Source organism: Chitinophaga sp. (assembly GCF_039596135.1).
Classification (GTDB): domain Bacteria; phylum Bacteroidota; class Bacteroidia; order Chitinophagales; family Chitinophagaceae; genus Chitinophaga.
Genome location: NZ_JBCNKH010000035.1, coordinates 59438 through 74218, shown reverse-complemented (window position 1 = coordinate 74218; position 14781 = coordinate 59438). Strand labels below are relative to the sequence as shown.

The 14781-nt window shown below is 44.9% G+C and carries 18 protein-coding genes; 12 read left to right on the top strand and 6 right to left on the bottom strand.

The window, feature by feature from the left end; genetic code table 11:
- The coding region (locus ABDW16_RS19695) for a cation:proton antiporter (protein ID WP_343672112.1) at positions 1–647 on the top strand (647 nt) is incomplete at its 5' end.
- A 131-nt stretch (positions 648–778) separates the two neighbouring features.
- Here ABDW16_RS19695 and ABDW16_RS19690 read toward each other — a convergent pair.
- Together ABDW16_RS19690 and ABDW16_RS19685 are read right to left on the bottom strand one after the other, a co-directional pair.
- A complete protein-coding gene (locus ABDW16_RS19690; protein ID WP_343672111.1) occupies positions 779–1168 on the bottom strand; it encodes a hypothetical protein in 390 nt (129 codons plus the stop codon).
- Positions 1169–1180: 12 nt separating this feature from the next.
- On the bottom strand, positions 1181–1657 hold the full coding sequence (locus tag ABDW16_RS19685; RefSeq protein ID WP_343672109.1) for a hypothetical protein: 477 nt from the start codon (positions 1655–1657) through the stop codon (positions 1181–1183).
- A gap of 157 nt (positions 1658–1814) precedes the next feature.
- Here ABDW16_RS19685 and ABDW16_RS19680 point away from each other — a divergent pair, with 157 nt between their 5' ends.
- Entirely contained in the window at positions 1815–3638 is a 1824-nt protein-coding gene (locus ABDW16_RS19680; RefSeq protein WP_343672107.1) for a M2 family metallopeptidase, read from the top strand.
- A 44-nt stretch (positions 3639–3682) separates the two neighbouring features.
- On the opposite strand, the gene ABDW16_RS19675 is transcribed toward ABDW16_RS19680, so the two are convergent.
- Together ABDW16_RS19675 and ABDW16_RS19670 are read right to left on the bottom strand one after the other, a co-directional pair.
- Positions 3683–4624, bottom strand: a complete 942-nt coding sequence (locus tag ABDW16_RS19675; protein WP_343672106.1) for a putative sulfate exporter family transporter — start codon at positions 4622–4624, stop codon at positions 3683–3685.
- A 129-nt stretch (positions 4625–4753) separates the two neighbouring features.
- The gene (locus ABDW16_RS19670; RefSeq protein WP_343672105.1) at positions 4754–5140 is read right to left on the bottom strand and encodes an HPF/RaiA family ribosome-associated protein; all 387 of its coding nucleotides are present in this window, start codon (positions 5138–5140) and stop codon (positions 4754–4756) included.
- 146 nt (positions 5141–5286) lie between these two features.
- Between ABDW16_RS19670 and ABDW16_RS19665 the strand changes: the two genes are divergently transcribed.
- Positions 5287–6402 (top strand): histidine kinase, encoded by a 1116-nt coding sequence (locus ABDW16_RS19665; protein WP_343672104.1) that lies wholly within the window; start codon positions 5287–5289, stop codon positions 6400–6402.
- 5 nt (positions 6403–6407) lie between these two features.
- Positions 6408–7139: a LytTR family DNA-binding domain-containing protein gene (locus ABDW16_RS19660; protein ID WP_343672102.1), complete on the top strand. Its 732-nt coding sequence runs from the start codon at positions 6408–6410 to the stop codon at positions 7137–7139.
- A gap of 49 nt (positions 7140–7188) precedes the next feature.
- Here ABDW16_RS19660 and ABDW16_RS19655 read toward each other — a convergent pair whose 3' ends face one another.
- Positions 7189–7791, bottom strand: coding sequence for a hypothetical protein (locus tag ABDW16_RS19655; protein WP_343672101.1), 603 nt, complete (start codon positions 7789–7791; stop codon positions 7189–7191).
- A 95-nt stretch (positions 7792–7886) separates the two neighbouring features.
- On the opposite strand from ABDW16_RS19655, the gene ABDW16_RS19650 reads away from it, so the two are divergent.
- From ABDW16_RS19650 to ABDW16_RS19640, 3 genes are read left to right on the top strand one after another with little or no spacing between them, the layout of a single operon-like run.
- The gene (locus ABDW16_RS19650; protein WP_343672100.1) at positions 7887–8363 is read left to right on the top strand and encodes a carboxymuconolactone decarboxylase family protein; all 477 of its coding nucleotides are present in this window, start codon (positions 7887–7889) and stop codon (positions 8361–8363) included.
- Between the two features lie 4 nt (positions 8364–8367).
- The gene (locus tag ABDW16_RS19645; protein WP_343672099.1) at positions 8368–8718 is read left to right on the top strand and encodes a YciI family protein; all 351 of its coding nucleotides are present in this window, start codon (positions 8368–8370) and stop codon (positions 8716–8718) included.
- Positions 8718–9938, top strand: coding sequence for a DUF6596 domain-containing protein (locus tag ABDW16_RS19640; protein ID WP_343672098.1), 1221 nt, complete (start codon positions 8718–8720; stop codon positions 9936–9938). Before ABDW16_RS19645 ends, ABDW16_RS19640 begins: the two co-directional genes overlap by 1 nt.
- On the opposite strand, the gene ABDW16_RS19635 is transcribed toward ABDW16_RS19640, so the two are convergent.
- Positions 9882–11009, bottom strand: coding sequence for a metallophosphoesterase (locus ABDW16_RS19635; protein WP_343672097.1), 1128 nt, complete (start codon positions 11007–11009; stop codon positions 9882–9884). The genes ABDW16_RS19640 and ABDW16_RS19635 overlap by 57 nt on opposite strands.
- Before the next feature lie 73 nt (positions 11010–11082).
- Between ABDW16_RS19635 and ABDW16_RS19630 the strand changes: the two genes are divergently transcribed.
- The 5 genes from ABDW16_RS19630 to ABDW16_RS19610 all read left to right on the top strand — a co-directional run bounded on the left by ABDW16_RS19630 (position 11083) and on the right by ABDW16_RS19610 (position 14697).
- Positions 11083–12009 carry an alpha/beta hydrolase gene (locus tag ABDW16_RS19630; RefSeq protein WP_343672096.1) on the top strand — a complete coding sequence of 309 codons (927 nt, stop codon included), beginning with the start codon at positions 11083–11085 and terminating at the stop codon, positions 12007–12009.
- 14 nt (positions 12010–12023) lie between these two features.
- The gene (locus ABDW16_RS19625) at positions 12024–12521 is read left to right on the top strand and encodes an FUSC family protein (protein WP_343672095.1); all 498 of its coding nucleotides are present in this window, start codon (positions 12024–12026) and stop codon (positions 12519–12521) included.
- Positions 12518–13291, top strand: coding sequence for an exodeoxyribonuclease III (gene xth, locus ABDW16_RS19620; RefSeq protein WP_343672094.1), 774 nt, complete (start codon positions 12518–12520; stop codon positions 13289–13291). Before ABDW16_RS19625 ends, xth begins: the two co-directional genes overlap by 4 nt.
- A gap of 16 nt (positions 13292–13307) precedes the next feature.
- Entirely contained in the window at positions 13308–13628 is a 321-nt protein-coding gene (locus tag ABDW16_RS19615; protein ID WP_343672093.1) for an antibiotic biosynthesis monooxygenase, read from the top strand.
- A 91-nt stretch (positions 13629–13719) separates the two neighbouring features.
- Complete coding sequence (locus ABDW16_RS19610; protein WP_343672091.1) at positions 13720–14697, top strand: hypothetical protein; 978 nt, start codon at positions 13720–13722, stop codon at positions 14695–14697.
- Positions 14698–14781: the final 84 nt, after the last annotated feature.

Sequence of the window (14781 nt, the reverse complement as noted above, 5' to 3'; positions counted from 1 at the left end):
GTACCATGGGGGCATCGGTATTTACAAGGATAGTGAGCAGGTATATAACGACGGCGGATAATAATCCGGGGTGGCGGTTGCCCTTTGTGTTTGGATGGGCGGGAATGCGGGGTGTGGTGTCGTTGGCGTCCGCGCTGTCTATACCATTGATGTTGGATAAGCAGCATGCGTTCCCGATGCGGGAGTTGATTTTGTTTATCACTTTTATGGTTATTTTGATCACGTTGGTATTCCAGGGGTTGACATTGCCATTGGTGGTGAAGTGGTTGAAATTGGGGGATGACCGGTTTTTTATGCCGGAGCATGAGCAGGAGGCGATAATGAGGAAGAAGATGGCATCGTATGCTTTGGATTTGTTGAATAATAAGTATGGAGCGGAGATTGAGACCAATGATTTGTTGAAATCTTTGAAGGCGAGGTTGGAGGGGGATGTAACTTTTGCGAATAGTTATATTGCTTCGGAGGAGGGGAATGAGCGGGTGTCGAAGAAGATAGAAAGGTATCGGGTGGTATTGACGGATTTGATAAATGAGCAGCGGCGGATATTAAGGAAGATGAATAAAAAGGATAGCATGGATGAGGAGATAATCAGGAAGCATTTGGCGCAGCTGGATTTGGAGGAGGAGTATTTGGTGCAGCGATTTTAGGGATGAGTGATGTAGGATTTTAAGAATGAATGTTACACCGATTTTAGAAATGAATGTTACAAGCTTTTAGGAACGAATGGTGCAGCAATTTTAAGAATGAATGTTACAGGGTTTTTTAAAACACCCCTGTTTTAATATGAATACACTACAGACAGAGATAGCAATTTCTCTGCCTGTAGTGGAAATAAATTCTTTAAAATAATCGTCATCATGCCAATGACATTCAGTGAAGAAGTAGTCAGTAGCGTGATCAAAACTGCATCTGACAAGTGCAATTGTAATAAGTAATTATTAAAATAGAGTACGCTCATTACAGCAGACAACCAGAATGTAATATTAATTATAAAGGAATAGGTAATGTGCTTCCTGAGATCAGTGTCAGTGGCATACCTTCGTATTGTCTCATTACCATAATTTGGTGGGTCAATTTTATCAGTAGCCTTACCTTTAACTATGACAGAATCATTTCCATCTGGCAAAGTTGAATGGGTGTCCAAACGCTGGATGATATTTCTATTCATTGGTTATTTTAATTATGCGGCTCCTTGGCCAGCCTTGATTAATTGATTTTTAAAATATGAATATACCAGAGACATCGGAATGATCAATTGACCGGTTACAATTGTTGTTTTCCATGGATTATCTTCATCATAAATAAAAGCCTTATTCGCAACACCAGATTCCAAATGCCCATAAGTATTCCACACCATGTCCAAAAAGTGCTGATCTTCTTTTGAGATAGTCTGATTACCCTGTGGATTAGGTATCTTCCTGTAAAACAAGTTTCCCCTGGTGTTAAGCATATTCTCCCATAATGAACCGAATACAGCGCAGGTGCTTTTGCAAATCAGCGGTTCCTTAATTAAGGTTGGTTGACAATCTGTATAACCGATATACCACCCATATGCATAATATGTCAAACCAATAATCTGGTTAACAGTCATCGGTGCTTGTATCGTCGCATACGTGGTAATAAAATAATTGGCAATTGTAGTTGGATTATAGGTCATTGTCTTTTAATATTTTGGTCTTCTAATAAAAATAGTCTTTCAACATCCAAATGTACACCCTTCTTTCCTGTTCATTTTGTTCATTCTCTCCATTTCCCCCGCCATTCTCTGAACAAAATAAATTTCCCTAAATTCACTCCGCAAAATCTACCCTTTTATGAATCGTATCACCCTTGTCGCCACCGGCGCCCTGCTCTCTGTCGCAGCCTGCCAGTCACCCGACAACAACAACCACCAGCTTGTTCAGCAACAGGCCCAAACCTACCTGGATGGCTACAACAAACAATACCAGGACCTCATCTACAAAGACAACCTCGCCCAGTGGACGCTGAATACCCGCATTGTAAAAGGAGACACCGTGAGCCAGCAACAGGCGGATGCCGCCGACAAGGTGCTGGCAGCATATACCGGTAGCAAAGCAAACATTGATTCTGCACAGAAATACCTGCAACTCAAAGAACAACTTACTCCCTTACAGGTCAGGCAGTTCGAAGTCATCCTCTTCAATGCTGGTAATAACCCCGCTACTGCCGGCGATATCGTTACCCGCCGTATCAGCGCTACCAACAAACAATTGTCTGCACTTTACGGATTCAAATTTACCCTCGATGGCAAACCCGTTACCACCGGTCGTATCGATGAAATCCTGGAATCTTCCAATAACCTCCAGGAACGAAGAAAAGCATGGACTGCCAGCAAAGAAGTCGGCAAGACTTTGAAGAATGGTCTCGACTCCTTACAGTTTCTTCGCAACGCTTCTGTTACCCCACTGGGCTATAAAGACTTCTTCGATTATAACGCCCGCGAATATGGTATGAGCGAAGATGAGATAATCAAACTGACCCGCCAGTTTGTAACTGAAATATGGCCTTTGTACAGGGAACTTCATACCTGGGCGCGCTATACCCTTGCAGAGAAATATAAACAACCCGTACCTGACTACATCCCTGCCGACTGGCTGCCCAACCGTTGGGGACAGGACTGGTCATCCCTGGTAGATGTAAAAGGTCTGAGCATCGACTCTATTCTCAAAGTACATGGCGCTGAATGGATGGCTCATCAGAGTGAAGACTTTTACAAGAGCCTGGGCTTTGACCCACTGCCACCTGTATTCTGGGAAAAGAGCAGCCTGTATCCCGTTCCTGCCGATAGCCCGTTTACCAAAAATAACCACGCCTCTGCATGGCACCTGGACCTGGATAAAGATGTTCGTTCTTTAGAAAGCATCACACCCACTACTGATTACTGGAGCACGGTACTCCACGAATTCGGACATATCTATTATTTTATGTCTTACAGCCGTCCGGAGATCCCGGTAATTCTGCGCGGTGGGGCTAACAGGGGCTTCCATGAAGCCTTTGGTACGATGATGGGTTTGGCTTCCCTGCAAAAACCTTTCCTCGAAAATCTGAACCTTATTCCTAAGAATACCACTACCAACGATACGCTGAAGTTATTGAAAGAAGCATTGAGTTATGTAGTGAGCCTGCCATGGAGCAGTGGGGTGATGACGGAGTTTGAATACAACCTGTACGCTAAGAAATTGCCAAAAGATCAGTACAACCACGAATGGTGGAAACTGGTAAAACAGTTCCAGGGAATCGTACCGCCTGCAGAAAGGGGAGAGGAGTACTGTGATGCTGCGACCAAAACCCACATTAATGATGATCCTGCACAGTATTACGATTACTCCATTGCAAGCGTGCTGGTATTCCAGTTCCATTCATACATTGCCGATAATATCCTGCACCAGGATCCGCATGCAACCAATTACTGGGGAAATAAAGCAGTGGGCGATTTCCTGAAAAAGGTGATGAGTCCCGGTGCCAGCATTGATTGGCGGCAACAGCTGAAAGATGACCTGCATACTGATATGAGTGCTAAACCAATGGTAGCTTATTTCAGTGTACTGATGGATTACCTGAAGAGAGTAAATGCGGATAAAAAATATACACTGCCGGCACAACCGGTGTTTGAATAATAGCTAAAATATAACGCGCAGCCCAAAAGACTGCGCGTTATATTTTAAACAAAGCTAACAATAGACCATAACGCTGCCCCTGCAATCAACACCCACAGCACTACCCCCTGCACAAACGGCCTGATACCCACAGCCCTCAACACCTTTGCATTCAACCCACACCCAATCAAAAACAATGTCAGTGTCAACCCTGCTCTGGCTACATCTACCACGTAATGACCATACGCCTGCACAAATGGCACATATGTATTCAATACCATCGCTATTATAAAGAACCCTATAAACAAAGGCACTTTCACTTTTCTTTTATCAAATGAAGACAACAAAGAAAGCGGAATAATCCACAATGCCCGCGCTAACTTCACTGTAGTCGCTACCTGCAGCGCTTCCACCCCATACTTACTGGCAGCACCTACCACAGAACTGGTATCATGTATGGCTATTGCACTCCACAACCCAAACTGAACCTGCGTCAGGTTCAACAAATGCCCCACAACGGGAAAAATAAAAAGTGCCAGGGAGTTCAGGATAAAGATCGTTCCCAGCGCCACAGAAATCTGTTTCTCCTCTGCCCTGATCACCGGCGAAATTGCCGCAATCGCACTCCCCCCACAAATCGCTGTACCCGCAGCAATGAGGTAAGATGTCTTCTTATCTATTTTCAGTAGCTTCCCAAACAGAAGCCCAAAGCTTAGCGTACCCACTATAGAAGCCACTGTAAACCACAGCCCCTGGCTCCCCGCATGCATAGCACTCGTCACATTCATCCCAAATCCCAATCCTACCACTGAGATCTGTAATAACAAATGCGTTGCCTTATGATTCAGATGTAAATAAGGATGCCCTACAAACTGTGCGATGATTAATCCCATTAATAACGCTACCGGGGGCGTGATGAGCGGTGTAAGACAAAATACAAACGCCAGCAAAAAAATGACTTCCCTTGTCGTAAGACTAACTGTCCGGTCTAAAAAAGTTTTTTCCATTTGCTCACAAATGTCCGGCGAAACAACGGCAAATGAAAATCGCAAAAGGTAATGGGTTATAACTTTAAGTTATGCAAAAGGGATGATAAAAAGACGCCTTTTTATCACCCCTTCATCTTTAAAAAAACACTATTTAACTACATCTTCCAGTTCCACATCTCCATTGTTATCACTGTCTTCCTGCATCAGTACATCATGGATATCTGACTTATCCCGGTGCCTGTTGCCATCCTCTTTTCTACCCCTGATTTTCACAATTTGTGCCTGCAGCACATCCACACACTCATTCACCGCAGGTTCAAAGTAAGGACTCACTTTCTTTACAAAATGGTCCTGTCCGGGTACTTCCAGCCTGATCTCACAATAATTATTTTCAGGCGTGCTATCCGGTCCTTTGTATAATGTAACGTTTGCACGTACGATTTTGTCTGTTTTTAACGTGTTCAGCTTTTCACGGATATATGACTCAAGAGCATTGCTGGCTTTAAATCCGAGGGATTGAATAATAATATCCATAGTTCAATATTTTTAGTATGAATATTACAGGAATTGTGCCAGACGAAATCAGGTAGAAAACTGATCGTGGTTAGTTATGCTTAATCATGCAGTTCATCAATTATTTCATGTCATTCATGTAACAGCGCCGGGAAATACCCTGCATTTTGCGTAACTTCAAACTGATGCGTAACTGGTTTTACAAATACAAACTTTACCACCTTCCATTCTGGATGTTCTACCAGTTCATTTGGTGGACGGTAGCCGTGGGCAACCCCATCAAAGCAGCTACCATCATCTTTACCACCACCATGTTTCCAAAGTATTTTACTTATGTATTCTGGGAAACACTGGCGGTCTGTTTCAACCTGTACTTCCTGCTGCCCCGGTATTTTGAGAAGGGGAAATATACCACGTATGTCATCCTGCTGGTAGCAACCACGCTGTTGACTGCCTGCTGCATCGTACCTGGTTATTATCTCACCGCTTGGCTGGCAGGTACTACCGTGAAGGAGCTCTTTCATACAGACAGTTTCCTGGGCATTGTACTGGCCAATTCCCTCCCCAGTGCCATTGCCGCTATGACCCTTGCCATGAGCATCAAACTGGGCAGAAGCTGGCTGCAGACCAAGCGAAGAGAACAATTGCTGGAAAAGGAGAAACTGGAAACGGAACTGAATTACCTGAAGTACCAGTTTAATCCCCATTTCCTGTTTAACACCATTAACTCCATCTTTTTCCTGATTCATAAGAACCCGGATATGGCCTCTGCCTCACTGGCCAAATTCTCTGATCTGCTCCGGCACCAGTTGTACGAATGTAACGATAAGCAGATCCTGCTGAATAAAGAAATTGCTTACCTCGAAAATGGGATAGAACTGGAAAGGCTGCGGCAGAATGCGAATGTAGAGGTCGACATCCAGCTACCGTCCCTGTACGATGCCAGGCTGGGCATTGCACCATTCATTCTCATGACCTTTGTGGAAAATGCTTTCAAACATGTTTCAAAGCATACAGATCAGCCGAACTGGGTGCAAATTGACCTGCAGATAAACGGGCAGGAATTGCAACTGGCTGTGGCAAACAGTGTATCCGGCTCAGCCAGCGAAGAAGCAGTGCATTACGGGGGTATAGGATTGAAAAATGTACGGCGCCGGCTGGACCTCATGTATCCCGGCCAGTATGAACTAACCGTAAATAACAATAGCACCACTTTTACCATACTCCTGACCTTACAATTGTCTATATTGCAAAGCATGCCCGTCATGCATAAAATAGCCTGAAAACGATGATAAACTGTGTAATCATAGATGATGAACCACTGGCCCGCGAAGGGATGGCAGATTACGTGAAAGAAATAGATTTTCTGCACCTGATCGATACCTGCGAAAACCCGGTGGCGCTCATGAAACTGATGGACCAGCATCCCGTAGACCTCATCTTCCTGGATATACAGATGCCGAAGATGAACGGCATTGATTTCCTGAAGATCATCCAAAAACCACCTATGGTGATTATCACGACGGCTTATCCCAGTTATGCATTGGAAGGCTTTCAGCTGAATGTAATGGACTATCTTTTAAAACCGATCACCTTTGACCGTTTCTTTAAGGCCGTGAGTAAGGCAAGGGAATACCACCAGCTGGTGAACAGGGCTACAGTACAGAAGGCCGAGGCAGCTACTGACTACTTCTTTATCAAGTGTGGCAGCAAGTATGAAAAGATCCACTTTGAAGATATCCTGTATGTGGAGGGTATGCAGAACTATATTACCATCTATACCGTAAAAGGGAAGTATGTAACGCTGCTCTACCTGAAAAACCTGGAACAAAATCTGGACAGTCAGGCCTTTATCAGGGTACACAAATCTTATATTGTGGCGATTGATAAGATTGAGGCCATAGAAGGAAATGAGATATTTATTCAGCAACACCGGATCCCTATCAGCAGAAATTATAGGGAACAGGTGATTGAACAGGTAGTTTCAAATAAATTGTGGGATAAGATCCGGTTTTCATAAATAGATACCCAAACAGCTGCAGGCGGCTTTCACACCGGGAGCAAGAAAATCAGAAATTATACAGGCAATGAAAGCTGATGATATTGTGATCTTCCCCCGTTACCCCCACAAAGTAACCTATGCCTGCCTCTATGTTTTTTCTCCTGTATGAATTGCCTACAGCCAGCCTGATACCAGCATTGAATGCGGCGCCGGTAGAAAACGCTGTGGTTGACCCCGTAGTAATGTCCTCCCCAAATGTCACCTTCTCATGGTAATAGCGCATCTGTACGCCATAACCTGCCCCGCCAAAAAAGCCTACCCGTGCACGTGCTTTTTGAGAAGAACCCGCACCATAGTTAAAATTGAATAACAGGGGCAGTTGAACGATAACGCTTTGCCAATCGTCACTGATTACTATATTATTTGTATCCGCATAAAAATAACTGGAAGAATAGCCGGCCCGGAAAGGTGCCGTTACTGAAAAAGCAAACTTCCTTGTTTCGCTGAAGGTAATTCCCGGAGTATAAGCAAGCCCTATATAAGGATGATTGGTAGAAAATCTGGATTCGTCATGTAGTACACTTATTCCTAGTCCATGGGTAAAATGTTGGGCATGGCAGGTAAAAAAAGCAGTTACGCATAAAAGGGTGATAAATAGACTCTTTTTCATAGGATTTATTGATTTACAAATGTATAAAATAAATATCTATTGGTTTTGTCCAATTCACAAACCCCCGTTTGTTATAAGGGCAAAATCACAAAATCATGAAAAAAAGACTGAACTACTTTCAAAGAGCTAACAATCCTATGCAGGCATTAAGCGGTTTCGCCCCCTACCTGGCAAAATCTCCACTTGACAAATCCTTGTTAGAATTGGTTTATTTTCGGGTATCGCAAATTAATGGTTGCGCCTTCTGCCTGGACATGCATACAAAAGAACTGCGCGCCATGGGTGAAGAGGAACATCGCCTGTATGTAATGGATGCATGGAGAGAAGCGCCTTTTTATTCAGACAGGGAGCGGGCAGCCCTGGCATATGCAGAAGCTGTCACCAAAGTGAGTACAGGCCATGTATCTGATGACGTGTACGATGCAGTGGCGGGTCAGTTTTCTGAAGGAGAACTGATAGACCTGACAATTGCTATTATTGCGATCAACAGTTATAACCGCCTGAACATTGCATTTGGTTCACCCATGGCAGTGGGCTCTTATAAAGTCGGCCAGTTCGCCGAAAAAAACTAACATTATGAATGAGTTCTTATTGATCTTCAGAAGAGACAATTCCAAAGAAGCACAACCTTCTCCTGCAGAATTACAGGCTAGCATCAAACCCTGGCAGGAATGGCTGGGCAAGCTGGAAGCCGACGGCGTGCTGGTGAGTCATGGCAACCGCCTCAGACCCGAAGGCGCTGTGATCAAACCCGGCAAGATCGTAACAGATGGACCTTATGCCGACATCAAGGAATCCATTGGTGGATTTATTGTGGTAAAGGCCGAAGATTTAAATGCCGCTACAGAAATGGGTAAAGGCTGCCCTGTATTAAATGCACCATGGAACGGGTCTGTAGAAGTACGTATGCTAATCAGGGAAGAATAATGGAAGATCAGGAGCTGCTCCCATATTTATTCAGGACAGAGTACAGGAAGATCATTGCTGTACTCTGTCAACTCTTTGGTATTGCACATATTGAAACTGCCGAAGACATTGTGAGTGATACATTCCTTTCTGCGACTGAGTTGTGGAGTCAGCAGGGTATTCCGCCAAACCCTGTTGCCTGGCTGTATACCGTGGCAAAGCGTAAAACGCTGAACCAGATTAAAAGAAATGCTTTATTCGCCAAGAAGATAGGGCCGGAAATTCAGAAGTCAAGCCAGGATATGACGGAGATGGATATCGATCTCTCAGATCAGCGTATTCATGATAGCCAGCTGGCCATGATCTTCACGGTATGTAATCCGGCAATTCCCGAAGAATCGCAGGTAGCGTTGGCATTGAACCTGCTGTGTGGTTTTGGTGCACAGGAAATAGCAGATGCATTTCTTACCAATAAAGATGTCATTTACAAAAGGTTGCAACGGGCCAAAGATAAGCTGAAAGCAGATCACATTGCTATAACCGCTCCTTCCGCCGAAGCAGTGCACAGCCGTTTGGATACGGTGTTGACTACATTATACCTGTTATTCAGCGAAGGGTATTATTCTACCTCACAGGATACGACCTTACGAAAAGACCTTTGCCTTGAGGCGATGCGGCTCACGTATTTATTGACTTCGCATCCGCCCACAGCAGTGCCGGCAGTGCATGCATTGTTGTCACTCATGTGTTTTCATGCATCGCGGTTCGAAGCCAGGGCAGATCAGCAGGGTGGGATGATTTTATATGAGGACCAGGATACAAACTTGTGGGACCAGGAGTTGATTGAGAGAGGAACGTATTATTTGAACCAGGGCGCGAGTGGCGGTATACTGACCAAGTATCATTTAGAAGCAGGTATTGCCTACTGGCATACGCATAAGGAAGATAGCAAAGAAAAGTGGGAGCAGATCCTGCATTTATACGATCAGCTGGTATTGCTGGAGGCTTCTCCGATTGCGGCGCTGAACAGGATTTTCGCATTGGCGAAGGTAATGGGCAATGCAGCAGCAATTGAAGCTGCTGCATTGTTGCCATTGAAAGATAATCACTTTTATTATGCATTGTTAGGGCATCTGTATACGCCATTAGATCGTACGCAGGCCATGGTGCATTTCCGGAAAGCCCTATCGCTGGCGGTGACTGCGGCCGATAAGGAGGCTATCAGAAAGAAGATGCTGTAGCTGTTTTATTTTTGCCGGCGTGTTGAGCGATTTTCTCAGATCTGCTATAGTCAGGGTACCGGACCGGCTTTTGTACAGGAATGTTTTGAAAGGGTATTCATGCAGCCGGTCGCTGTGTGCAATGGCGAACAGGGCGAGTTGCTCTTTTAGCTGAGCCAGCGCAATATCCAGGTTTGTTAAGTAAGCTCTTTTATTTTCCAGGTATTCCTTTACGGTTGGATGCGTTATATACGCCAGTTTTTCCAGTTGCCGGTGAATAGCGGTGATCTCCATGTTATCCCAGTCTTTATGCTCCAATACAGGTATTTGCCATTGGGCCTGTTGTTCTTTCCAGTGATCTGTTTCAACTTTTACCTGGTGGATGATAAAACCGGGCAGCTCGATGGCGGTGAGGTAACCACCATGGCAGGCGCCGGTATCGATACCGTAGGTATTGTTGACAATACGAGGCAGATGGCCGGTGACGGAGTGACCATAGATGACGGGTTTTGTACCGTTATAATGATCTGCCCAGCTGCTGCCAGCACTGTTACTGCCGGAACGATAATCCCGTTTAGTACCATTATAATGATCTGCCCAGCTGCCCTGTGATTGTTCGCCTGTTTGGTATTCCTCACCCTTAGGATCGCCTGTCTTCCCGCCATATTTCTTTTCCAGGTACTTTTCTCCCGCAGTGGTGCCACTCAGCACATCTTCTCTTTGTGCATGCAGGGGCAGGTCATGTTCCATCGCTGCATGTACAATGATAGCATCATCTGTTTCAAAGTAATAAGGCAGTGTCATGGCCCAGGCCAGGAAACAAGGGTATTGCTCACCCATCTGTATTTTCACAATTTCCTGTGCGTAATTATGAATACCCAGCAGGTGTTTTCGTTCATGGTTCCCCATGAGTGCAATGGTATTGGGGCGATTCATGAAGTACTGCCATACTTCTTTGGATGAATGGCCACGGTCTACAAGGTCGCCCACTGAGATCAGGAGGTCTTCATCCCGGAGACCGGTTTTTTCCAGTAGGGTCAACAGCTCATGGTAGCAGCCGTGGATATCCCCCACAACTATTGTTCTTTTCATGACGCAATATTATTTGCGGATAGCGAAGTCTTTCTGCGTATTTCTTATTTTGCAGTATAATTATTTACATCGAATGAGATCTTTCATTTTACTATTGTTATTGTGCACCTGTGGTGCCAAGGCCCAGACCATTGTATCCCATACATTTGGAAATGCGGGTAACCCAGCTATCATATTTATGCATGGAGGCCCTGGCAGTAATGCCATTAATTTTGAAGCTACGACCGCCGCAAAACTGGCAGACCAGGGATTTTATGTGATTACTTACGACAGGAGGGGCGAAGGCCGCTCCGTAGATCCCGATGCCGGGTACACGTTTCAGCAATCTTATGATGACCTGAATAGTTTGTACAAACAATACAATTTGAAAAAGGCGGCCCTGATCGGGTTTAGCTTTGGGGGTATTGTGGCTACGGGGTATACAGCAAAGTACCCGGAGCAGGTAAGCGCACTGGTGCTGGTGAGTGCACTGGTAAATTTGCAGGAGACCTATCAAACAATTATCCGTTCCTGTAAAAAAATTTATTCCGAAAAGAAGGATGCTGCCGGTTTAAAGGATCTTGAGAATTTAGAAAAACTGGATCGTAGTTCTATTGAGTTCAGGAGAGGATGTTTTAAACAGGCTGCTAAAAACGGTTTTTTTGCTACTCCGCACAGAACAGAAGCGGCGCAGGCCATTTATAAGAAACTGGATGCGGATACCTTGTACCAGCATTATGCGAACCTGAGTAATGATACCCCCAGCAATGAGTTCTGGAAACATGAAAAGTATTCTACTATCAATAATACGCCTGTCATTGAGAAAATAGTGGCTAAGGGCATTCCTGTATTTGCGATATATGGTAAGGACGATGGATTGTATTCTCCTGCGCAGATTGCATCATTAAAGGCAGTGATTGGAAATAATCATCTCCTGTACTTGCCGGATGCTGCGCATTATTTATACAATGACCAGCAAACCCATTTCCTGGGAGGCATGCGGGTGTTTTTATCATATTAGTTACCTTTGGAGGTATGGAAATTACGCAGCGTCAACGGACTATACTCCTCTACATCCTGGAATGTCTGGCAGGCACGGCGATTGGATTTTACCTGTACAGGGTGTATCCTATCATGGGTGCCTGGTGCCTTATTTCAATTATACTGGTACTGGCGCCAGACAGGAAAGATGCCATGACACTGGCTAAGACCCGAATCAAAGCGAACCTGGTAGGTGCGGCCATTGGATTGATTATTTTCTTTATTCACCCTGTGAACCTGTTGATGATTTGTGTGGGCATTACCCTGTCCATCGTCGCCTGTGAGTTACTGAAATTACAGCCGGCTACACGATCGGCATCCATTGCGGTATTGATTATTACCATGCATGAACCGGGTAAGTACTTCTGGGATGTAGCATTGGAGAGGGCTGGCGGGGTCCTGGCCGGTTGTGTGATCGGGATGTTGATTACATGGATCTTTCATACGGTGATCATCAGGTCTAAAAAAGTAATACGAAAAATAGGAAAATGAAAATAGCTACTTACAATGTGAATGGCGTGAATGGCCATCTGGCAGTGTTGCTCCGCTGGTTGAAAGAAACAGCACCGGATGTGGCATGTTTGCAGGAGCTGAAAGCCCCGCAGGAAAAGTTTCCCGAAGCGGCCATTTTGGAAGCAGGATATACTGCTATCTGGCATGGGCAGAAGAGTTGGAATGGGGTGGCTATCCTGTCCCGCATTGGTAAACCGGAAGAAGTAAGGAGAGCATTGCCGGGGGATCCTGAAGATTTACATAGCCGGTATATAGAAGCAGTGATAAATGGTATCACCATTGCATGTTTGTACCTGCCAAACGGGAACCCGGCGCCGGGGCCAAAGTATGATTATAAGTTAGGTTGGTTTAAGCGCCTGCATGTACATGCACAGGCATTGATGGAAAGTGGCAAACCTGTGATTATCCTGGGCGATTACAATGTGATTCCTACTGAGAAGGATGTATATAAACCTGCCAGCTGGGTAACGGATGCACTCTTTCTGCCACAAACCCGCGAAGCGTTTGAGCAACTGAAGGCGCAGGGTTGGACAGATGCATTGCGGAGATTATATCCGGATGAAACCATCTACACCTTTTACGATTACTTCCGCAATGCGTATGGAAGGAATGCTGGGTTAAGAATAGATCATTTTTTAGTGAGTCAGGATATAGATAAGCGATTGATAGCTGGTGGGGTAGATAAGGAAGTGAGGGGATGGGAGAAGTCCAGCGATCACTGTCCGGTTTGGATTACGATAGAAGATTAATATTTAAAGCACAATTATGATAGCCCGTACACCCACACCGCCTTATTACGCAGTTATTTTTACCTCGCTGAGAACCCCGGTAGACGATGGTTATAAAGACACCGCTACCTTAATGGTAGAACTGGCGCAGGCCCAGCCCGGATATCTAGGCGTGGAGTCTGCAAGAGAAGGTGTGGGGATTACAGTTTCTTACTGGGAAAGCCTGGAAGCAATCCGTAACTGGAAGCAGCAGGCAGATCACCTGATTGCACAGCAGTTGGGTAGAGAGAAATGGTATGCGGAGTATAAAACGCGGATTTGCCTGGTGGAAAGAGATTATGGTTTTGAAAAAGAATAATATACTAGATGGCTAGTCGTATAGCTGTATAAGTGGTCTGAAAGGCTAGTAATAAGTTCCGAAATTTGACCCTATAAATATTTACTATACTATGAAGGTCTTATTGCTGCTTTCTTATCTGACGGCATGTTCGTTGTTTTGTGCCGCACAGGCGCCTTTGCCTGCAAAAAATCTGAGTATCTTCGGTAGGGGAACCTACCCGGGCGATGATTCTACCTATGCCTTATTGCAGGATGCGGGTTTTAACACCGTGTTGTTATCCAGTTTTTATATTCATGGAGATGGAGATTTGTATTCCGGTGATGATAACCGGCATCCGGTAATTCATGATGGAAAGTGGGTAGGAGATACAGCTTATCTGCGTCGGGTAGCTGCCTTGAAAAAAGTAGCGCGGATTGAGATTTTGCTGGAAGGGAGATGGTATAACCAGCCGCCGAATACGTTCGATTTTATGAGAGATTGGGTAGATTCAACTAAGCAGGTACCGGGTGTGGTGACAGGGACTGGAGATGCTGGCACATTGTTTAGAATTTGTAAAGTGCTGAAAGAAGTAGTGGGTGCAGATGCGTTTTGTATAGATGATGAGTCAGTGTATGATAGTCATTCCGTGATTGAAATGAGTAAGATAGCGGCGCGGTTGAAGATGCATATGACGCTGTGCCCGTTTCGGGTAAATGAGTTTTGGAGCACAGTCCTGAAGAATACAGATCCCAAAGTGGTAGACGCGATTTATTTGCAATGTTATGACGGGGGCAGGAATGCGAACCCGGGACTATGGCGGAAAGAAATGAAGCCGGTGCAGCCAGTGTATCCGATCTTTATGTGCAGGGGGGCGTTTGGCACATGTGGCACATCGCATAACAGTAAAACGGTGGATGAGATTGCCAGTGAAATGATCCGGTTTAAGGCAGATTACCCCGAAATGAGTGGCGCTTCGGTATGGCAGATAGTGGATGTGAAGAACTTTGTGAAGAACAATTGTGCAGTGGTTGATCCGTCTTCCGGTTCGGCCAGATCAGTAAAAGAGTTTTTGGCACAGATCAAAAAAGCTTTGGCGACAGGTATTTAAATCTATAGCAGAGACATATTTCCAGATAATGGAAAGATTTACAGGGATGTCAGGTGTATTTTGTGTTGATTTTCAATGTATTAT